Below are 20,356 nucleotides of genomic sequence, written 5' to 3'. Positions count from 1 at the left end.
AGCACACGGGAATCCGTCCTGCTCTGGAACAGAGCTTTCCAAATGTCAATAAAAAAGGCTGTTTTCGGAAGAGCACCGGAAGCAGCCTTTTTCTATTCTCTTTTTCTCAGTGATTCCTTCGCATCGGCATTGGCAGCCCCGGCTGGGTGCTATTCCCGATGCAGATGTTACGCTACGTACCTATTTCGCTGGAACTTTTCAGCTGGCCTTCGCAGTACAGGCTGAACCCATCTTTTCCCATGCGTTTTGCACGGTAAAGGGCACTGTCCGCGTGCTGATAAAGCTCTGCGAAGGTGGTCCCGTCATTGGGAAAAACCGCCGCGCCTACACTGGCGGAAACCCGGTACTGCTCGTTTTCCCCGGTGGAAACACTGCGGAAAATATTGCAAATCTCGCTGAGTTTATTTTTCAGGACCTGTTCGTCCCTTAAGTTTTTCACCAGAATAATAAATTCATCGCCGCCGGCTCGGCCCACAATATCCGTGGCGCGGAACAGGTCCTTCAGCCGTGCGGAAATCTGCTTCAGCACGCTGTCGCCATAAATATGACCCAGCGTATCGTTAATGCCCTTGAAATTGTCGATATCAATAATAATAAACCCATGATTTTCCTCCGGCGGAGCGGTACTTAAAAAGTCCTCAATCATTTTTTCCGCCGTAACCTTGTTGTAGGTCTGCGTCAGCAGGTCCATTCTAGATTTGCTTTCCAGCGTCTGGATGATTTTTTTCTGGTGGTCAGTGTCGGTAATCAGCCCAATAGCGCGGAACGGCCGCTTGTTTTCATCAAATATCACTTTAATGCTGATGGTACACCAAATGTACTTGCTGTCAATCGTCTTCATGCGCACATCCACCGGCTTCGGCGGCCTTCCCTCGCGCGCCTCCCAGAAGAACTGCTTAATGATTTTTCGGTCATCCGGGTGGACGATGGAAAAACCGGGCAGCTCCGAACCGGGATTTCTCACCATCTGATTGAACCCGAACTTATTGGTCCAGTGAACCGTATGAAAAATCTGGTTCTCCTGCATATCCCACTCAAAAATAACCTGATTGGTTTCTTCCATAATCAACGCGTAGCGCGCCTCGTTTACCTTGAGCTCTTCCGTATCCGCCCGGATTTTTTCCGCCAGTTTATTGAACGACGCGGAAATATCGGCGAACTCTCCTTTATAATTTGTAGAAAGCCGTACGGTATAATCCCGCTGCATCAGCCGCAGAAACGCTTCCGACATATCGTGCAGCGGGTTCAGGAACCGCTTTGCGGAGCGGCGAATCACAACCATCAGCACAATCAGGACCAGAAGCAGAACGGTAAAAAAGAAGAACATAACCTGGTAAATCGGCTGTTTCAGCTCCCAGTCCGGCACCACGCTGAAAATAACCCAGTCCGTACCGGGAACCGCTGTGTAGTATCCCAGCTTTTCCCCGCCGTTTTCCTGAAAATTCAGAAATCCGTTCGGCTTATGTACCAAATCAATTCGCTGCCATACGTCCTGGTAAAACCCCGATTCAAATGCGGGGTCCTTCAGGCTGGTAAGGGCTAATCCCCGGTCATCCAACGCCTTTTCCCCGGCAATCATTCCGGAACCGTCCACCACCATGGTCCAGCCGGTCTTCATAAAAGTACGGTGACTGGACAGGTCAAAGTACACCATGTCCACCGCGCTTTGAATATACCCCACAAATACGCCGTCCTTATAAATAGGAACCGCGATGATAAAATATTTGATTCCGTCCAGGAAACCGGGGGTCCTCAACGTATTCGAAACACTGAACCCGTTCTTTTCTATCCTGCTCTCATTGCCAGCAAGGGAAGAACGGGTTCCTACCAGTTCCGTATCGTCCGATGCGATGATGCTTCCCTGTGCATTGACCAGTGAAGTATTTCTGACATAGGTGTCACACGTTCCGTCCCCCTGCTGGGGACGTTTTGTGGTTACCAAGGCAAGCAGCTCGTTCACCTCGCGGCTTGACTTCGTTTGCTCTTTGGTATTGACGGCATGGATGTTCTGAGCTAAAAAAGTCTGCACTGCCGGCATTTCCGCAACCGATGAAAGTGCGGCCCGGTTATAGGTGAAAAACTGGTTAATCGTGTCGGCTGTAAGCCGTGCGTTATCTTCCACGCTTTCCTGCATATCCTGCCAAACGCTCTTCCCAAAACAGACTACGCTGAACAACATAATGAAAATCACCGGAATTATGGATATGGCAAACAGCAATATAGATAGATAATTGCGTATCTTCACCCACACTCTCTCCTATCCATAATTTTTTATGATTGTAAATATCTGTAAATTAATTTCTATTATATCATTTTTAAGTAAAATTTCAATTCAAAATTATATTTTTGAATATTCTTCACGAAAATTATTTTAGCAGCCATTTCTGTTACCAAAACACACGTTTTTCCTTTTTGCAGAGGAAAGCATTTTCAAAAAAATAATGCGAATTTTTAATAAAAACCCTTTTTGCTCTTGTATAATCAGATTATGAGCTTCAAATGATTCATATATATATGCAATATTTCCACAAACATATTATGGACTGGAGGAAACCGGATGATTGACGAGCGTTACCTAAAGCTCCTCTCCAAGGAATACCCGAACGCCCGAGCTGCGGCGTCTGAAATCATCAACCTAAAAGCGATTCTAAGGCTGCCCAAGGGAACGGAGTATTTTTTCAGCGACCTTCACGGTGAACACGAGGCATTCCTTTATCAAATGAAAAGCGCGTGCGGCATCGTACGGAAAAAGATCGACGAATTGTTTGAACAGTCCATCTCCGAAGCAGAACGCGGGGCGCTGGCCACGCTGATTTACTACCCCGAACGCGAGCTGAGCCGCGCACGGCAGCGTGGAATTGCAACCGATGACTGGTACCGGATTATGATTTACCGCCTGACAGAGGTTTTTCGTGAGGCGGCCTCGAAATACACCCGTTCCAAGGTGCGCAAAAAGCTGCCGCCGCACTTCGCTTATATTATGGATGAGCTTCTCCATGCAAACGGGGGCAGCAACAAACCCCATTATCACTGCGAAATTATCCGCACCATTGTGGAAACGAAGATGAGTGAGGATTTTATTATCGCCCTGTGCAACACCATTCAGCAACTGCTGGTAGATAAGCTACACATTATCGGCGATATTTTCGACCGCGGCCCCCGCGCCGATGCGATTATGGACGCACTGATTCAGCGCCACGATGTGGACATCCAGTGGGGCAACCACGACATCTCCTGGATGGGTGCGGCCGCCGGGAACTGGGCGTGCATCGCCAATGTAATCCGTCTGGGCATCCGCTACAACAACTTCGATCTTCTGGAGGACGGCTACGGCATCAATCTGCGCGCGCTGTCCATTTTTGCAGCGCAGACCTACCGGGACGATCCCTGCGAAGCATTTGTTCCCCATATTCTGGACCAAAACCAGTACGACCCGGTAGACATTCCGCTGGCTTCGAAAATGCACAAGGCGATGGCGATTATTCAGTTCAAGCTGGAGGGGCAGCTGATTAAAAAGCATCCCGAGTACGGAATGAACGACCGCATTCTTCTGGAACAGGTGAATTTTGAAAAAGGCACGGTCTGCCTCGGCGGGAAAGTTTATCCCTTGCGGGACACCCGGTTCCCGACCGTCGACCCGAAGGACCCCCTGCGTCTGTCGCATGAGGAAATGGAGCTGATGAAGACCATTGCGGCCTCGTTCCAGCACAGCGAGCGGTTACAAAAGCACATTCGGTTTCTTTATTCCCACGGCAGCATGTATTTGTGCGTTAATTCCAATCTGCTTTACCATGGATGCATTCCGCTGACGCCGGACGGCAAATTCGACACGGTACAGTTCAGTGGAGAAGCCCATTCCGGCCGCAAATATCTGGAATATCTAGATGGTGTGGCCCGCAGCGCCTACTTTGCGCCGCAGGGCAGCAAGGAACGTGAAACCGCCTGCGATTTTATGTGGTACCTCTGGTGCGGTGCAAAGTCCCCGCTGTTCGGCAAAGCGAAAATGACCACATTTGAGCGCTATTTTATTGCGGATAAAACAACCCACACAGAGGAGTTCAATCCCTATTATACTTATATTGAACACCGCGAAACCTGCGAAATGGTTCTGCGCGAGTTCGGGCTTGACCCCGCGGTTTGCCATATTATCAACGGGCACGTGCCGGTAAAACAAGGGGAAAATCCCATCAAGGGCGGCGGCCTGCTATACATGATCGACGGCGGTATCTCCAAGTCATACCAGAAGCAGACCGGAATCGGTGGCTATACATTCATCGCAAATTCGCGTTATCTAGCTTTGGCACAGCACATGCCGCTGAAAGCGGGCGGCACCGCCTGTGAAAATTCGCCGAAGGTCATGGTGGTAGAGGCCATTAAGGAGCGCGTAACGGTAAAGGATACCGACACGGGCGCGGAACTGTCGCGCCAGATTGAGGAGCTTTCCGCCCTGCTGGAAGCATACCGCAGCGGCGCCATTAAAGAAAAGTAAGGAGGCGGGTACCGGTGACGGCCGACGAAATGATTTCCTATTGCCTTACCAAAAGGGAAGCCTATGTGGATTATCCTTTTGGCGAAGTGCCCATCTGTGTGCGGGTGCGCGGGAAAATTTTCGCCCAGCTTTACCCCGACCCGCACGACTTTAAGGTAACGCTGAAATGTGACCCGATGTTCGCGGATTTTTACCGCCAACAGTACCCGGGAACTGTGGTGCGGGGGTATTTCTGCCCACCTGTTCAGCAGCCGTACTGGAATACGGTCATCCTCAACGGCGTCGTGCCGGACGAGGAGCTGCGCACCATGATCGACTACGCCTACGACGCCGCCATTTCCCGCCTGCCGAAACGGGTTCAGCGTGAGTTGAAAGGAAACTGATAACAGGGAACCTGCGAGTGAAGCATTTCATTAACGATTCCCTGTTTCTATGTTTCATTATGAAATTAACTTCACTCCACCTAAGTCATCATTATCCTCTGGTACAGTTAATTTCTTTTGGAAAAATACTTGATTTATTTATAAAATTAATTATAATAATAGTAACGTGCAAAGGGGCACGGAGGAAAGTTTTCCTCCGTGCCCTTTTTGTAACAGAACGAGGTGATTGAAATGGATAAAATCGACGCTATACTACTTTCTGAACTGCAAAAAAACGCCCGCATTCCAATCAAGCTTTTGACCGAAAAGGTCTTTTTATCCTCACCCGCTATTTCTGCGCGGATTGAAAAGCTGGAAAATCAGGGAATCATCAGCGGATACCACGCCGCCGTGGACCCGATCAAACTCGGGTATCATATCTCGGCCTTTATTAACCTAGAAATGACGCCAAGCCAAAAACCGGAGTTTTATCCGTTCATCGCAGCCTGCCCGAATGTGATTGAATGCAACTGCGTTACGGGGAGCTATTCCATGCTGATTAAAGTGGTGTCTCACAGCACTATGGAGCTTGACACCTTCATCGGTCAGCTTCAGAAATTCGGCAGCACCTCCACGCAGATTGTTTTCTCCACCCCGGTTCAACCACGCGGTATCGACGTAATGCAGAGTTTGGAGCGATAAATGGAACTTTTACAAATAGTACAGCCGCTGCTCGGCTGGTATGAAACACACGCGCGCATTCTGCCCTGGCGCGACGAACCTACACCGTACCGGGTCTGGGTTTCGGAAATCATGCTGCAGCAAACCCGGGTAGAAGCCGTTATCCCTTATTTTGAACGATTTCTGGCGGAGCTGCCCACTTTGCAGGATTTGGCCGAAGCAGAGGAAGCCCGGCTGATGAAGCTGTGGGAAGGGCTTGGGTATTACAGCCGTGTGCGCAACCTGCAAAAGGCGGCGCGGCTTGTGATAAGCGAATACGGCGGCAGGCTGCCGGATGAACCGGAGAAACTGGCTAAGCTGCCCGGAATCGGCTCTTACACCGCGGGCGCGATTGCTTCCATCGCTTACGGAAAACCCGCGCCCGCCGTGGACGGCAACGTGCTGCGGGTGCTCGCCCGCGTTACGGCAAACCGCGCAGATATTAGCGAAACTGCCACCAAACGGGCGATGGAGCAGGACTTAAAACAGATTTACCCGCAGGGCCGCGCAGGGGACTTTACCCAGGCGCTGATGGAACTGGGGGCGTTAGTCTGTCTTCCCAACGGCGCACCAAAATGTGGGGAATGCCCGCTTGCCGCCCTATGCTTGGCAAAGGAACAGAACCGCACGGAGGAGCTCCCCGTTAAAGCAGCAAAAAAAGCGCGGAAAATCGAGCAGCGCACCGTGTTCCTGATTCTGAACGGGAACCACGTGCTGATTCAGAAACGTCCGGAGCGGGGGCTATTGGCCGGGCTGTGGGAATTCCCATCTGCAGACGGCAGCCTGACCAAACCGCAGGCGCTGGAATGGCTAAACACCCGGGGCTTTCACCCAGAGCGCCTGAAACGCCTGCCCAAGGCAAAGCACGTGTTCAGCCATGTGGAATGGCATATGGCCGGGTGGCTTGCCACTGTTCCCGAACGTCCGGCGTTAAACGGGCTGCTGCCCGCTCAGCCGGACGAACTGCTGCAAACCTACACGATCCCGGCCGCGTTCAAGGCCTTTCTGAAAGAATATTTGGATTTTATCAAGTCCTCTTAAAATCGGAGGCAGTTTCCCTCAATCGGGCAGACTGCCTCCGGTTTTTTGTACAAAAAGAAAGGAGCGTACCCCATTGTACACCCCAGCAGGAATGAGGGCGGCCAGCCGCCCCTTCACCTTACCAATATTTTGGACAAAATGCCGCCGAATCATTCCATAGAAGCATGTCGATGCAAAAAAAAGCCGCCCAACGGCGACTTTTTAGAGGAGAAAATATGAAAAAGAGTTGTATGAAAAACCTCTCGCGAGGCACTTGTAATTAGTCTGCCCGCCCACCGGTTCGGTATTCCGTCCAGGCCCGGCAGGGAAACGGCAGCAGATATATTTTGTAAGATCAATTTCTTGATTCGATGGTTATAGTATACCGGTCAATTATGAATGACTCGTGAAGATTAGCTAAAGATTATGTTAATGAATCCCCTTGTTTTTCCTCTTCCAACTTCAGGTGCATCATCGTGGGTGCTTCATCCCATTTGACACGGTACCCTGCACCGTGAGAACAGAAAACGGAATCCGGGGTATTTGCAATGTCCCGTTCCGGGTCGTACGCCTTGTATTGGATGACCTCCTGTGCATTATGGCACGGTTCATAACCGTCAAACGTCAAGGACAGTTTTCCCTTTCCCTTGCTGAATGCCGTCAGTTCCTTCGCGTAATCCATCATCTCCGAAACGGGCGCACGCCCGCGGATTATCGCCCGGTCCCCTTCGGTCTGGGGCGTTTCATAGGTGCCGTTTCTCCGCAGGATATCGGAAAACACTCGTCCCGTCAGGGACAGCTCCACTTCGATTTCAAACGCGTAGTACGGCTCCAGCAGAACGGATTGCGCATGCATCAGCCCCTGCCGTATGGCGCGGTAGGTCGCTTGCCGGAAGTCGCCGCCCTCCGTATGCTTTAGATGGGCACGCCCTGCCAGCAGCGTCACCTTCACATCCGTCAGCGGCGCTCCGGTCAGAACGCCGCGGTGCTCCTTTTCCAGCACATGGGTGCGAATCAGATTCTGCCAGCCCGCGGCAAGCACATCCGTGGAACACTCGCTAGCAAACACAATTCCGCTTCCGCGCGGCCCCGGGGAAAGCCGGAGGTGCACCTCTGCGTAATGGCGCAGCGGCTCAAAGTGGCCGCAGCCGACAACCGGTGCGCCCAGCGTTTCGCGGTACAGGATTTCACACGGTCCGAACCCAATTTCCAGCCCAAAGCGTTCCCGCATCAGCTCCGCCAGCACCTCAAGCTGGATTTCGCCCATAATGTGCACACGGATTTCCTGCAACTCCTCTTCCCAGGAAACGCCGAGTAGAGGTTCCTCGTCCTCCAGCTCCCGCAAATGTTCCAGCATAGTTTTGGGCGGAATGGAAGTGTCGAACAGCACCTTCGCGGCAAGCAGCGGCTGAGTGGAAAACGGCAGCATGCGGCGTGGCGAAGCGCCTACCACATCCCCGGGCATAGGGGTGGAAAGGCCGGTCACCGCACACAAGTCCCCCGGAACCGCCTGCGGAATCAGCGTGTATTTCGCACCGTTGTATCCGCGCAGCTCGTTGCACTTTTCGGTGATCGGTTCCCCCGAATCACCCGGGCAGCAAATTTCCTCTTTGGGGTGCAGTGTACCTGCTGTAATTTTCAGGAACGCCACGCGGCCGCCCTGTTTTTCGTGCCGAACCTTGTAAACCCGCGCTGCAAGCGGAGCAGATGCATCCCCTGTTTCCTCTGGCGCAAGCAGGGAAAAGGCACGAAGGAACTCCTCGACCCCTTGGCCGTTCAGGGCAGAGCCGCGAAACGCGGGAAAAATCCGGCAGTCCCGGGTCATGCGGCGCGCGGCGCTGTGCCAGAGCTGCGGGTCATACCCCGAAGAACAATAGGTATCCAACAGCGTTTCGTCCAGCTCCGCAAGCCGTTCAACTGTGCGAGGTTCCATCTCTTCCCCTTGGTACCCGGTGAAATCCGGGCAGACCGCTCCCCACAAGCGCTCTGCCTCCCGCAGTACGCCCTCCGGGTCAGCGCCCGCGCGGTCGGTCTTGTTCAGGAATAGAAAGGTTGGAACCTGGTTCCTGCGCAGCAACCGCCAGATGGTTTCTGTATGACTCTGAATGCCCTCCACACAGCTTATTACCAACACTGCGCAGTCCATCACCCATAGGCTGCGCTCCATCTCCCCGGAAAAATCCACGTGGCCGGGGGTGTCAATCAGCTGAAACGCGCGGCCGCCTGCTTGAAACGCCGCTTGGTCGGCAAACACGGTAATTCCACGCTCCCGCTCCACCTCATTATAATCCAGAAACGTATTTTTTCGATCAACGCGGCCGGGGGCACGCAGCGTGCCCGCCCGATACAAAATCTGCTCCGAAAGGGTGGTTTTTCCTGCATCCACATGCGCTAGAATCCCCACAGTAATACTCATGCTCTGTTTCCTCCTTCCACCGATATTTCTGCATGCAAAAAAAGCGCGTCCCGAAACGGGACGCACTCAATTCGTGAAAATGTATCGCTTAACCTCTATTTGCAAAGCAATCGCTGCAATAAACCGGGCGATCTTCACGGGGCTGGAAAGGAACCTTGCAGGGTTTTCCACATTCTGCGCAGACAGCGTCGAACATTTCACGGCTGCCGCCATTGTTACCGCCTCTGGCGGCCTTACGGGCATCGCGGCAGGACTTGCAACGCTGCGGTTCATTGGTAAAACCTTTGGAAGCGTAAAATTCCTGCTCGCTGGCGGTGAACTCGAATTCAGCGCCGCATTCTTTGCAAATTAAAGTTTTGTCCTCGTACATGTAGTGGTATACCTCATTTTTCTAAAATATGCCCGGCTTCCGGCTGGACACTATGGAGTGAGTATACCTTATTTCCAAATGTTTGTCAATGTGAAACTTTGTCAAAGTAAATCCCTTTTCAACCCGCTCCTAGTTTTTCGTCAAGAAATATAAAGAATCTTTGCAGGGTCAAAATATTTTGCAAATTCACTTCGCAAAAATTCCTCGGCCTGCGTCCTCACACCCGGCCGGTAGCAGTATTTCCCTCTGCCGCGTCCGGTCATCTGTTCCGCATCGTAAAGGTCAATGGCATTCGGGAACGCTTCCCGGTTGATGGCCCGGTGCACATAGCTGTACGTCATCAAAATCATTTCTACAAACATTTCCTTTTTTACCTTTTCGGAAAGGGACTGCGCCAGTGTTTGGAACAACTCCGCATACAGCTCCTTCCAGTTTCCTGTCAGAATTACCGGCGCAATCAGCAGTCCAACCGGGTAGCCGGCTTCGCACAGGCGGTTCACGGCGGCGATGCGCCGGTCGAGCGGGGCGGTTCCAAATTCCACGCGCCGGATGATTTCCGGTGGGTTTACACTCATGCGCGCGATGGTTTTTCTTCGGTGATCCAGTGTAAGCAGCGGCTCCACAAAATCGAATTTCGTCGGAAACGTCAGGCGGCCCCGTTTGGACTTTGCGAATTGTTCAATCGTCCATTCCAAGTTGTGGGTAATGGTATTTTCCAGCACAAGGTCGCTGTTGCTGCCGATTTCAAAGGTCAGCTCCCGTTCGGCGCGTTCCGCCGTGCGCTCAATTTTTTCGAGCATCTGTTCCCGGTTCACAAAAAGACGCAAGTAAGAGCATTTATTGTAATTGCACACCAAATAGCAGTACAGGCACATGGCGCTGCAGCCGGAAGACGTATAAGGCACGAGAAAATCGGAAGACTTATAATTAGGCGTGTAATGATGCGTTTTCCGGACCCCGATAATCAGGTACTGCTTTAGTTCCGGGAACTGACTGTTTTCGCTTTTGCGAAGCGTTTCAATTCGATTGTGGCTTTCAATGGGTATCCATGGCAGAGTTTTATATTTTTCAAAGAGTGTTCTGCCCAGTTCATAATCCAGCGACGCCGGTTCGTAATAAATTTTTTTTGGCATCCAGTTCGGCTGCATCTTTCCATCCCCTTTCCTCCCTGATTTAAAAACGTCTTTTCAAACAGTATGTGTTCCTTCCCGTATTTCATTCAGGCAAATCCTGCAAAGCAAAACGGCAATTGCTTCTGCATCAGGAAAGTACCGGTCTGTTTTTTTCGGAAGTAAGAGGAAACGCGTTTGCACAAACATAAAATATGATTTTCCGTGCACGATAGTCAGGGGCGGAATAACAGGTGTAATTATTTTGCCTTGAGTTCACACCGATAGGGGGAAAAAGTAATGGCAACGCATGAAAGTCATATGCACACGGGATATACGGAAGAGTTTCACGATCAATCCGCGGGTACGACTTTTCTTCGCTGGCTGGGCCGCATGGTCATTATGGCGGTCATTTTGTTCGTCGTTTCCTTCCTGACGCCCGGTTTTTCAATCAATGGTCTTTGGTCTTACCTGATGGCCGCTGTGGTCATCAGCTTGCTGGACTACCTGGTAGAACTGGTTATGAAGGTAGACGCATCGCCGTTCGGTAAGGGGCTAAAAGGATTTGTACTGGCGGCCTTAATTCTATGGCTGACACAGTTCCTCGTCCCGAATATGAGCGTAACGATCATCGGAGCGCTGATCGGCGCACTGGCGATCGGAATCCTGGACGCGATCTTCCCAACAAGGACGATGTAAGACCAGCAGACAGGAATAAACGCAAGGGAGCCTGCGCATTTTGCGCAGGCTCCTCTGTTTTTTATTGAAATTTTAGGTTCGGCAGGTCACCTACCGCCAATTTATTCTGCCACGATTAGGCGCGCGCTGACGCCATGGGGAGTTTCCCCGGCGATGATGTTGATTTGCGTCCGTACGGATTTTCCGTTCGGCAGTTCAAAAATCACGCCGCCGATTCCGGACTTTTCCGCATGCACACGGTACAATTCCAGTCCGTTGACGCTTCCGCCGTACTGCACGGTGGTGCAGCTGTTGGCAGAATGAACGTTCAAGCTCTTTTTATTGATTCCGTACAGGCGGACGCCGATGCAGTACTGGCCGCCCGGCGCCATGGTGTACGAGGAAGTATCGACAATGGCACTTCCGCCCGAAACTGTAGCAATCATTTTCTGGCCGCCAATGTCAATGGTAACCGCGCCTTTTGCGACCCCGGTCACCGGGTACAGCCAGCCTTTTTTGCCGCCCGCGTTATACGCTTTTGGGGCCCCGACCGTTGCCACAGCAGAATTGTAGGACATCTGCGCCGGAGCGGTCGCGGAATTCGTAATTGCCAGCACCCAGTAGGTGTTGCCGATCGGGATGGTAACCGCAGATGTATCCAGCGTTAATCCCGTTGTAGTGGTGTTGCCGTTGTTGCTGCTCGTACCCTGCGAACCGGTAATGGTGCAGGAACCGGACTTGTAGTCCGGCAGCCGGTCGCCGCGGCTGTCCACCAGGTAACAGGTCAGCGTAGCAGTGCGCGTTTCGTTCTTTGTGCCGGAATATGACACCTTGCACGTATTATTGGAGGTATCTGGGCTGATGGAGAAGGAAGAGGTGTCGCCATGCAGCTCCCACTTGAGCTTCGTGCCCGTCGCATACTTGGAAAGTGACGGACGCACATACGCCTTAACGCTCACAGATCCTTTCGAAGAAACCGAAACGGACGATTCGCTCAGCGTAACTCCGTCTTTAATGGAATCAGTCAGGTAAAAAAGTTCCTCTCCGCCGTCGGTATCGCTTTCCAGCGAATAATCGTACAGAACAATATCGTCCGGGTCCACCCTGCCGGAGCTTGCCTTAAAGGCTAAGGAACCGTTATGGACCGAATTCAAAAACGTAATCATTGGGGAACCGGAAACTCCATCGTCAATTCTCAGCTTTCCGGAAACAAACGCCAGTGTTCCGGGTCCTTCCAGGGTTCCGACTTCTACCGTAGATTTCGCCGTCAGCTGCTTTTTCGACGGAATTGAAAGCGTGCGTGTATCAATCGTACCGGTGACCGTTGCATCGTCCGTTACCTCAATGGTTTCCATTTCTTCAATCGTGGGCAGGTTCAGCTTATAACTTTTTAATTGCAGGGTTGCAGAGCCGTTCCCGCTGATTTTATTCGCCTTAACGCCAACATTGCCAAGGATGATGGTGTCTGAGCCAACCAATTTCCCAACCGTTGCGGTGGTGCTGCCCGTTGCGGTAATATTATCCGCAATGCAGGAGCCTTTGACCGTAACCGCACCGTTCAAGGTGATGGACTTGCCCGCCTCTACATCGTTTTTCACCGTACCGCCGTTCAGCGTAACGTCGCCGTCTGCGTCAATGGAACCGATGGTTCCGCTGGTGACCGTCACCTTCGTGTTATCCCCCGAAACCGAAACGTCCTGTACGGTCCCGCTTTTAATGGTAAGGTTTCCGCTCCATGATGCGTCTTTATTCGTTACGTCGGTAAAATTCGATGGGTTCCACGTTTTGCTCCACGCGGAAGCAGATCCAATATATGTTTTCGTTCCGTGCATGTCAATAATTCCGGCTTCCGTCGTCGCCGCAGATGCCGTCATCGGTACCGTGGAAAGAAGCACGGCCAGGCACAGCACCGCTCCTAAAATCTTTTTCAAATCGGTTCCTCCTTTGTTTCCGTTGGTTACCATAATTCAACTAATCTTTTATCGGCAGAATCTTCCATTTCATTATATCGTGCGGGTCAGCAGAAGGAAAGAGCTTTTTTATTTTTTCTATAAAATCATTCTTAAATTTTGAAAGCCAAAATCCTGAATTCATGCCCGGTGCCTGTTTTTCTTTTCAGTTTTGCGGTAGCAACAGCGAAGTGCTTCCTGTGCAAAATTTTTCGCATCCTTTTTCGGGTTTAGGAATTATTTCCCATTCATATTTCCGAGGACAGTTAACATAATACAATCAGCACCGTTTCACGAAAGGAGAGCGAAAAATGAACGCAAAGCCGGACGACCGCAGCGACAACGTTGAACGGATTCAAGGCACCATCAATCACACCATTAACAACATGCGCAAAGCAGATGAGATGATGGAAGAAACCTCCGACGACACCATGAGGGAAAACCTCAAAGCGAAAAACGAACGCCGTGAAGAAGCGCTGAAGGGCATGCGCCGTGAAATCCGAGAAGAAGCCATCGCCCGCGAAAAAGGATACAAATAGATACAAATAAACATTTTAAATTTGCCATGCAAGACAGGCTCCTCACAAGGAACATGATTCCTTGTGAGGAGCCTGTCTGTTCGTAGCGCGAAACTTCCCGCAGAGGGAAGCGGGGTTCCTTCCCCGTGAAGCCAACCGGTCGCCAGAATGGGATGCGGGCTTTTGGAAAGATCATAATCTTTTAATCGGAAAATACAAATATTCTTTTCCTGTTTTGGGGCAGGTGAACTCGTGTGCCGCTCCTGCAAGGTTCAGCTGGTTTTCTTTCAAATACGCGATCATCCGTGAGAACGTATCGTGCCCGTCATTTTCCGTATAAACATATTCATACCCCGGAATCACCCATTTGGTCCACCCTTCGGGTGCTTTTGAATCCATCGGGCACTCTACCCCTGCAAGATACAGTCCTTTTGAAAACCCATCCTCCCATGGACGGAAGGAATGCGAAAAATCGGACATGGCGCCCCAAATTCCCACAATCATTCCGTTCGAATCCCGTTGGGCCAGCTCCGCTACTTCATGAAAATGAGAATTCGCTTCTTTCCAAAGCCTTTGAATGAAACCGTCGCCTTCCTGTGTAGAACTTTCCTTTCCGATGATAGCAAATGCCTGTTTCATACATCTTTCTACTTTCATCCGCCCAATGCTCCTTTCAGCAAGTCCTGTTAAAAATTCGAACCTCTGTCAAAGTCATTTTATTCATTATACCAAAAAGAAAGACTTCTCGCTATCACCTTTTCGTGGGTATGAACGCCGCAGATCGGAATGTGAAAAAGCATATGTCGATTTTCGTTATTTTCGTTTCCGAAACATCCCGAAACGTCTGGAAAACTTTTGAATTCATGCTATAATTTAGATATTGGAATAAAGTTGGGAAAAGCAGGAGGTTTTTTCATGTTTGGCTGGCGGGAAGCATATCTTACCACAAGCCCGGATGCTTTTTACCGCGCGGTACACCTGTTGGAAGGCCGGTCAATTCCGTACCGTACCAAAATTCAAAGCGGCAGTCCGTGCAGCCCAAGTGGGCGAGTGCCCTTTCTGTCGCGCTACCATGCCAACCGGAGTCCCGTTTACTCCATCCTTGTGAAGCAGGAGCTTTTGGAGGAGGTAAAAGGCATTCTGTAAAAATCTGCTTTTCAAATTCAAGGTACATAGGAGGCTGTTTATGAACAATATCATACCAAATGGAATCCATCGCTGGGGTGCGTTGCACGTGGATGGTCTGAACCTGACCAACGAACACGGCCAGCCGGTGCGCCTGCGCGGTATGAGCACCTACGGAATTCAGTGGCAACCGCAGTTCGCTGGGGAGGGTTCCGTCGCAACCATCCGCGATTACGGTGCAAACCTTCTGCGCGTAGCTATGTATACGGATGAGGGCGGTTACCTGACCCACCCGGAAAAAGTCAAGGCTGACGCGTTCCGTGCGGTGGAAACCGCACTTTCCCTGGACATGTATGCCATTCTGGATTGGCATATCCTGTACGACAACAATCCGATGACACACTTAAAAGAGGCAAAGGAGTTCTTTGCAGAAGCCGCTAAGCGGTATGCCGGCCAACCCGGCCTTCTGTACGAAATCTGCAACGAGCCGAACGGCGACGTCACCTGGGAACGTGATGTCCGCCCTTATGCAGAGGAAGTCATTCCGGTCATCCGGCAGTTTTCACCGAATGCAGTCATTCTCGTTGGCTGCAGCACCTGGAGCCAGGATGTAGACCTCGCAGCGAAGCATCCGCTGGATTTCCCAAACATTATGGTCACCTGCCACTTTTACGCTGGAACCCACGGCAAACCACTGCAGAAAAAAATTGACCGCGCACGAGAACTTGGCACCCCAATCTTTATCAGCGAGTGGGGCACAAGCCGCGCAGACGGGAACGGCGGCGTGTTCATTCGGGAGTCGGAAGAGTGGCTCCGCTTTCTGGACGAACGGAACTTAAGCTGGGCCAACTGGTCGCTGGGCGACCGCGATGAAACCTCCGCTGCACTGAAACCCGGTGCCAACCCGAACGGCAACTGGCGCGAGGAGGAAATCAGCGAATCCGGCCGGTTCGTGTTCCGGCAGTTCCGAACCTGACCTACCCGTCCTCCACAAGGAGGCAGATTGTTACTTACGCCGTTATTTGCAAAACGATATGTAGAAAAGCCCTGCAAAAATTCGACGGTCGACCGCCGAACCTGCGCGAACCCGAAAATACGGAGGATAAAACATGATTACAACCGTCACACTGAACCCGGCATTCGACAAAATGCTGTCCGTCGCGGAAATTCAAATCGGAGAGACCAACCGCACCCAGAACGTTTTTACCTCCGTCGGGGGCAAGGGCATTAATGTGGCCAAAGTTCTGCGGGACTTGGATACGGAAGTCACCGCAACCGGATTCTTGGGGGGCGAAGTCGCCCCTATTTTCGTAGAAAAAATGAAGGAGCACGGTATTGAAAACCGGATGGTCCCCATCCGGGAGTGTACGCGTATCAACATTCAGTTGTACGATGCGCAGGGCCGGCGCACCGAACTGCTGGAACAAGGCCCCAACACCACCGCCGAGGAGCGAACCTCCCTATTGAACGAGGTGGCGCAGCTTTCCGCGCAAAGCAGCGTGGTTGCCGTCTGCGGAAGCGCGCCCGGCGGGGTGGACAAGCCCTATTATCGGGAGCTTCTGCGCGCTGCCAAACAAGGCGGAGCTTCGCTGGCAGTGGACGCCTCCGGGCCTCTGCTAAAAGCAGCGCTGGAAGAACACCCACGCTTCATCAAGCCAAACCGAAGCGAAATGCTGGAGCTGATGGAACGGGACGAAGCCTCCGACGGTGAGATGATTTCCTTTGCGGAACAGCTAGTGCAAAGCGGCATTGAGTACGTGTTGATTTCCATGGGGGCACGGGGAGCCGCGCTCCTCTGCGGGGACGGGGTGTGGCGCGGCGCAGCGCCGAACATTCCGGTCAAAAACACCCTCGGCTGTGGGGACACCATGGTCGCTTCTTTCTGCATTTCCCTCCAGCAGGACCTTTCCCCCGCTGATATGCTTCGAAACGCGATTGCACTTGCTTCTGCAAATGCTATGACACTGGAAGCAGCACATATTCTTCCCAGGGATTATCGTGCGCTTTTACCCCACTGTATGGTTACCAAAATCGGTTAAGCCGAAGAGCCTGCACAGAGTTCCCTGCGGGCGCCTAAAGAATCTGTTTCAGGTAAATCATGTTGATGCACTGAGCACCGTGGTCATACAACGGTTCCGGATAGTTTTTCACAAAAAAGCCCGGTTCCGTACGGAAACGGGAGAACCCGCAGGATTCATAGAATCCGACGTTGCCGGAAACGTCATCCGTTCCCACCAGCAAAACTGTGCCCTTCGGCAGGCGGTACTGAACCGCTTCCACCAGCGCTTTGCCGAGCCCCTTGCCCTGAAACACCTCGGAAACGGCAAGGTTCTTAATTTCCCATTCGTTCGTACCCACCGGGACGGTCAAAATTTCCCCGGCGATGCGCCCATCCTGCGTTTCTGCACCCAACAGGAAGCCCTGGTGAAGGTAGCGGCGAACCATGTCTTTGGACGGGTCTGCCAGCAAAAATAAATCCCAGTATTTCTCCCGTTCCCCCGTTATTTCTATAATTCTCATGCGGCACCTTCCTTGTATGTTTATGACATAAATCTTAATTGTATCTTAAAAATCTTCATAAGTAACACACAAAAAATTATTCTTTTCTAGCCCTAATAGGCTTAATTTAAATAAACTTCTACCGATAAAGCAAATGAGGATTCTTTTTTCACTATCCGATAATCTGCACGCGAAAGCGCGAAATTGTTCGGATTATCCCACCCCTCGGTTTTTTCGGGCGGAATTTAAAATTAGGCTAAAACCAGCTGAATTTATTTTGGGAAGTGATTGTATTGAAAAGAAGACTAAAAAGCCTAAGCAGTGTTTTATCCGTTTTCTTCACCGTCTGTCTGGCCCTTATTGTGACAGTGGTGGCCTCCGTTGTGCTGGTTTCCTCCAATAACGCGTTTGAAAATTCCTACGAGCAGGAAAGCCGCACCGCATTGAAGGGCCTTTCCAGCACAATGAAGAACTATGAAACAATGGCAGAAAGCGCCGCCACCAGCCTTTCGAACAGTCAAGACCTGGTAAACGCGGTCAAAGAAAAAAATAGCTATAACATGGCGGAGCTATTGCAAAATTCGGTGCGCACCTACGGGCTGAGCTATGCGTTCGTCACCGATGCGCAGGGAAATCTGCTCAGCAGTTCCACCACGGATTTTGTTCCGAAGAACTTAGCCCAAATGGCACATGTTCAAAGCGCCTTACAGCAAAAAGGCACCCTTACCAACGAAGTGGTAACGGACAAAAACCTGTGCATCTGCTATGGTCAGCCGCTGATGGACAACGGCACCCTGATCGGCGTTATTTCCACCATGCGCTCGTACCTGGTTACCGACACGCTCGATCTGTTGAAAAGCTACACCGGTTGTGAATTTACGGTCTTTTATGGGGACGAGCGGGTCAATACGACTATCACAAAGGATTCCCAACGCCAGACCGGAACCAAAATGCCCCAAAATGTGAAGCAGACCGTTCTGAAATCGAATCAGGAATATCTGGGGAAGACGGATATTCTTGGGATTAACCATATGGTGGACTATATTCCGATAAAAGGTCCGGACGGAAAAGCCGTCGGCGCCCTGTTTGCAGGGATAAATATCAGCACGCAGGAACAGACTTTCCGGACCAACGTGCTGCTGTGCGTATCCATCACCATTCTTCTGATTATCGCCGCCATTATCATCCTTCGCATTTTTGTCACCGCTAAAGTCAAGCGTCCGCTGATGGAGGTCGTCCGCCTGGCAAACAACATGGAGCGCGGGGAAATCGGGATTACCGACCCCGACGCAGTAGCCATAACGGTGCAGTCGGAAAATGAGGTCGGCCAGGTTGTTTCCGCCCTGCTGAACACCGTACACAGCCTGCAATCCTATGTAGGGGAAATCCGTCAGGTACTCAGCGCCATTTCCGCCGGCGATTTAACCGTATCCGCCCGCGGAAACTACCGTGGCGATTTTACAGAGATTAAAAACGCGCTCAATCAAATTACTCGTTCGCTCAACGGCGTATTTCTGGATATTAACCGCGCATCGGAGGCTGTGTCGTCCCGCGCGGACCAAATCTCCAGCGCGGCCATGGCCATATCGCAGGGCGCTACAGAGCAGGCCAGCACCACAGAAGAGCTTTCCGCCACCGTTGCGGAAATCTCCGAACAAGTGCAGAAGACCGCCCAAAACGCATTGGTGGCCAATCAAACCGCACAGAAGTCCTTTGAGCAGGTGGAAGCCGGCAACCATAACGTGGAAGCCATGATGAAATCGATGGATGACATCAGCGAAGCCTCCACAAAAATTGGAGATATTATAAAAACCATTGAAGATATTGCATTCCAGACAAATATTCTTGCACTGAACGCAGCGGTAGAAGCCGCACGCGCCGGTTCGGTAGGCAAGGGCTTCGCCGTGGTGGCTGATGAAGTTCGCAGCCTGGCAAGCCGCAGTGCGGAAGCAGCAAAACAGACGACCGAACTGATTCAAACCACGGTTGCTTTGGTGGACAGCGGCGTGAAAAACGCGAACGCCACCGCGCAGTCCTTCCAGGAAATCCGTGAGGGTACAAAGCAAACTTCCGAGCGGATCGCCGAAATTTCCGTTGCGACCAGCCGGCAGGCAGACGCCGTGGCGCAGATCACCAGCGGCATCGACCAAATTTCCGGCGTGGTACAGACCAATTCTGCCTCTGCGGAAGAAAATGCCGCCGCCAGCCAGGATCTTTCCAAACAAGCTGAGATGCTTCTCGACCATGTTTCGAAGTTCCGCATCCGAAAGGATGTCGGTCAGGAGCCGCTTCCAGCAAAACCTGGGACTTCGGCAGAGCCCATTCCCTCCGGGAAATCCGCCTGAACCCTGCCCGGTTATGAGAGAGGTGCTGCAGAATGAACTTCTGTTCATTCTGCAGCACCTTTTTTCTTCCTTTCGCCGTTACATCAGGTCCGGATTATAATGCGCCCGTTCGCCCCCAATAAATTTCGGACGGGTTCTCGCACACAGAATCGGAGCGTCCCCAATTTTATCAATAGACAGCCGCACCGGTACGGCAACGCGCGCCAAATGCATGCCGATCAGCGTTCCACCGATATCCATTCCGGCCCGCGCGGAAATCTCCTCCACCGCAACAGGGTGCTCCATCCCCCGGTATGCCGCAGTGGCGAACGACCCGCCCGCCTTAGGCTGGGGAACCACGTTGACCGGTTCCAAACCGTATTTGCGCGCGGCTTCTTCTTCCAGAATAATTGCGCGGTTTAAATGCTCACAGCACTGCGCGGCAAGATAGATTCCCCGTGCTTTCAAAACCGAATAAATCGCCTGAAACACCGTTTCCCCGATTTCCACACTGGAATCCGTACCAATCCGGTGCCCCGCGATCTCGCTGGAAGAACAACCGACCACAAACAGGTCCCCGCGGTTCAGCTTCGCGGCTTCCAGCAGTTCTTCCGTTGCCTTTCGTGCCTGGTCGGCGATGTCTTCATACATAAAATCACACCTTTCTATTGCACAATCCTTACCTGAAAGATTGGTTTCTGCAATTTCATACCCATTATAGACGAGTGCACCTCCTTTTTCAATGGCAGCCCCATGGTGCACTTTTCTGTTCTAAAG

General features: G+C 51.7%; 18 protein-coding genes. 10 read left to right on the top strand and 8 right to left on the bottom strand.

Annotation, left to right across the window (positions count from 1 at the left end; translation table 11 throughout):
* Positions 1-172: 172 nt before the first annotated feature.
* Positions 173-2,245, bottom strand: a complete 2,073-nt coding sequence (locus ACSVDI_RS01755; protein ID WP_457944283.1) for a diguanylate cyclase — start codon at positions 2,243-2,245, stop codon at positions 173-175.
* Positions 2,246-2,557: 312 nt separating this feature from the next.
* Between ACSVDI_RS01755 and ACSVDI_RS01750 the strand changes: the two genes are divergently transcribed.
* The 4 genes from ACSVDI_RS01750 (at position 2,558) to mutY (ending at position 6,612) form a co-directional block, all read left to right on the top strand.
* The gene (locus ACSVDI_RS01750; protein WP_457944281.1) at positions 2,558-4,489 is read left to right on the top strand and encodes a fructose-1,6-bisphosphatase; all 1,932 of its coding nucleotides are present in this window, start codon (positions 2,558-2,560) and stop codon (positions 4,487-4,489) included.
* 14 nt (positions 4,490-4,503) lie between these two features.
* Positions 4,504-4,872 carry an MmcQ/YjbR family DNA-binding protein gene (locus tag ACSVDI_RS01745; protein WP_457944279.1) on the top strand — a complete coding sequence of 123 codons (369 nt, stop codon included), beginning with the start codon at positions 4,504-4,506 and terminating at the stop codon, positions 4,870-4,872.
* Positions 4,873-5,103: 231 nt separating this feature from the next.
* Positions 5,104-5,553: an Lrp/AsnC family transcriptional regulator gene (locus ACSVDI_RS01740; RefSeq protein ID WP_457944277.1), complete on the top strand. Its 450-nt coding sequence runs from the start codon at positions 5,104-5,106 to the stop codon at positions 5,551-5,553.
* The gene (gene mutY / locus ACSVDI_RS01735) at positions 5,554-6,612 is read left to right on the top strand and encodes an A/G-specific adenine glycosylase (protein WP_457944275.1); all 1,059 of its coding nucleotides are present in this window, start codon (positions 5,554-5,556) and stop codon (positions 6,610-6,612) included.
* 403 nt (positions 6,613-7,015) lie between these two features.
* On the opposite strand, the gene ACSVDI_RS01730 is transcribed toward mutY, so the two are convergent.
* The 3 genes from ACSVDI_RS01730 to ACSVDI_RS01720 form a co-directional block, all read right to left on the bottom strand.
* Positions 7,016-9,007, bottom strand: a complete 1,992-nt coding sequence (locus tag ACSVDI_RS01730) for a GTP-binding protein (protein ID WP_457944274.1) — start codon at positions 9,005-9,007, stop codon at positions 7,016-7,018.
* Positions 9,008-9,095: 88 nt separating this feature from the next.
* Complete coding sequence (locus tag ACSVDI_RS01725) at positions 9,096-9,377, bottom strand: zinc-ribbon domain containing protein (RefSeq protein ID WP_457944273.1); 282 nt, start codon at positions 9,375-9,377, stop codon at positions 9,096-9,098.
* A gap of 140 nt (positions 9,378-9,517) precedes the next feature.
* The gene (locus tag ACSVDI_RS01720; protein ID WP_457944271.1) at positions 9,518-10,510 is read right to left on the bottom strand and encodes a spore photoproduct lyase family protein; all 993 of its coding nucleotides are present in this window, start codon (positions 10,508-10,510) and stop codon (positions 9,518-9,520) included.
* A gap of 297 nt (positions 10,511-10,807) precedes the next feature.
* Here ACSVDI_RS01720 and ACSVDI_RS01715 point away from each other — a divergent pair, with 297 nt between their 5' ends.
* Complete coding sequence (locus ACSVDI_RS01715) at positions 10,808-11,185, top strand: phage holin family protein (RefSeq protein ID WP_457945591.1); 378 nt, start codon at positions 10,808-10,810, stop codon at positions 11,183-11,185.
* A gap of 101 nt (positions 11,186-11,286) precedes the next feature.
* On the opposite strand, the gene ACSVDI_RS01710 is transcribed toward ACSVDI_RS01715, so the two are convergent.
* Positions 11,287-13,095 carry a hypothetical protein gene (locus ACSVDI_RS01710; protein ID WP_457944269.1) on the bottom strand — a complete coding sequence of 603 codons (1,809 nt, stop codon included), beginning with the start codon at positions 13,093-13,095 and terminating at the stop codon, positions 11,287-11,289.
* Between the two features lie 329 nt (positions 13,096-13,424).
* On the opposite strand from ACSVDI_RS01710, the gene tlp reads away from it, so the two are divergent.
* Complete coding sequence (gene tlp, locus ACSVDI_RS01705) at positions 13,425-13,652, top strand: small acid-soluble spore protein Tlp (protein WP_457944267.1); 228 nt, start codon at positions 13,425-13,427, stop codon at positions 13,650-13,652.
* A gap of 171 nt (positions 13,653-13,823) precedes the next feature.
* Here the strand turns inward: tlp and ACSVDI_RS01700 are convergent, their stop codons facing one another.
* The gene (locus tag ACSVDI_RS01700) at positions 13,824-14,288 is read right to left on the bottom strand and encodes a GyrI-like domain-containing protein (RefSeq protein WP_457944265.1); all 465 of its coding nucleotides are present in this window, start codon (positions 14,286-14,288) and stop codon (positions 13,824-13,826) included.
* A 258-nt stretch (positions 14,289-14,546) separates the two neighbouring features.
* On the opposite strand from ACSVDI_RS01700, the gene ACSVDI_RS01695 reads away from it, so the two are divergent.
* The 3 genes from ACSVDI_RS01695 (at position 14,547) to pfkB (ending at position 16,795) form a co-directional block, all read left to right on the top strand.
* Positions 14,547-14,777, top strand: coding sequence for a hypothetical protein (locus tag ACSVDI_RS01695; RefSeq protein WP_457944263.1), 231 nt, complete (start codon positions 14,547-14,549; stop codon positions 14,775-14,777).
* A 40-nt stretch (positions 14,778-14,817) separates the two neighbouring features.
* On the top strand, positions 14,818-15,732 hold the full coding sequence (locus tag ACSVDI_RS01690; RefSeq protein WP_457944262.1) for a glycoside hydrolase family 5 protein: 915 nt from the start codon (positions 14,818-14,820) through the stop codon (positions 15,730-15,732).
* A 133-nt stretch (positions 15,733-15,865) separates the two neighbouring features.
* A complete protein-coding gene (gene pfkB / locus ACSVDI_RS01685) occupies positions 15,866-16,795 on the top strand; it encodes a 1-phosphofructokinase (RefSeq protein ID WP_457944261.1) in 930 nt (309 codons plus the stop codon).
* A gap of 34 nt (positions 16,796-16,829) precedes the next feature.
* Here the strand turns inward: pfkB and ACSVDI_RS01680 are convergent, their stop codons facing one another.
* Positions 16,830-17,276: a GNAT family N-acetyltransferase gene (locus tag ACSVDI_RS01680; protein ID WP_457944259.1), complete on the bottom strand. Its 447-nt coding sequence runs from the start codon at positions 17,274-17,276 to the stop codon at positions 16,830-16,832.
* Positions 17,277-17,548: 272 nt separating this feature from the next.
* Here ACSVDI_RS01680 and ACSVDI_RS01675 point away from each other — a divergent pair, with 272 nt between their 5' ends.
* Positions 17,549-19,600: a methyl-accepting chemotaxis protein gene (locus tag ACSVDI_RS01675; RefSeq protein ID WP_457944258.1), complete on the top strand. Its 2,052-nt coding sequence runs from the start codon at positions 17,549-17,551 to the stop codon at positions 19,598-19,600.
* 78 nt (positions 19,601-19,678) lie between these two features.
* Here the strand turns inward: ACSVDI_RS01675 and ACSVDI_RS01670 are convergent, their stop codons facing one another.
* Positions 19,679-20,230, bottom strand: coding sequence for a TIGR01440 family protein (locus ACSVDI_RS01670; protein WP_457944257.1), 552 nt, complete (start codon positions 20,228-20,230; stop codon positions 19,679-19,681).
* Positions 20,231-20,356: the final 126 nt, after the last annotated feature.

The sequence above is a fragment of the Caproiciproducens sp. LBM24188 genome, assembly GCF_054130445.1.
The sequence above is the reverse complement of the archived record's forward strand: the minus strand, read 5'-3'. Positions and strand labels throughout refer to the sequence as shown.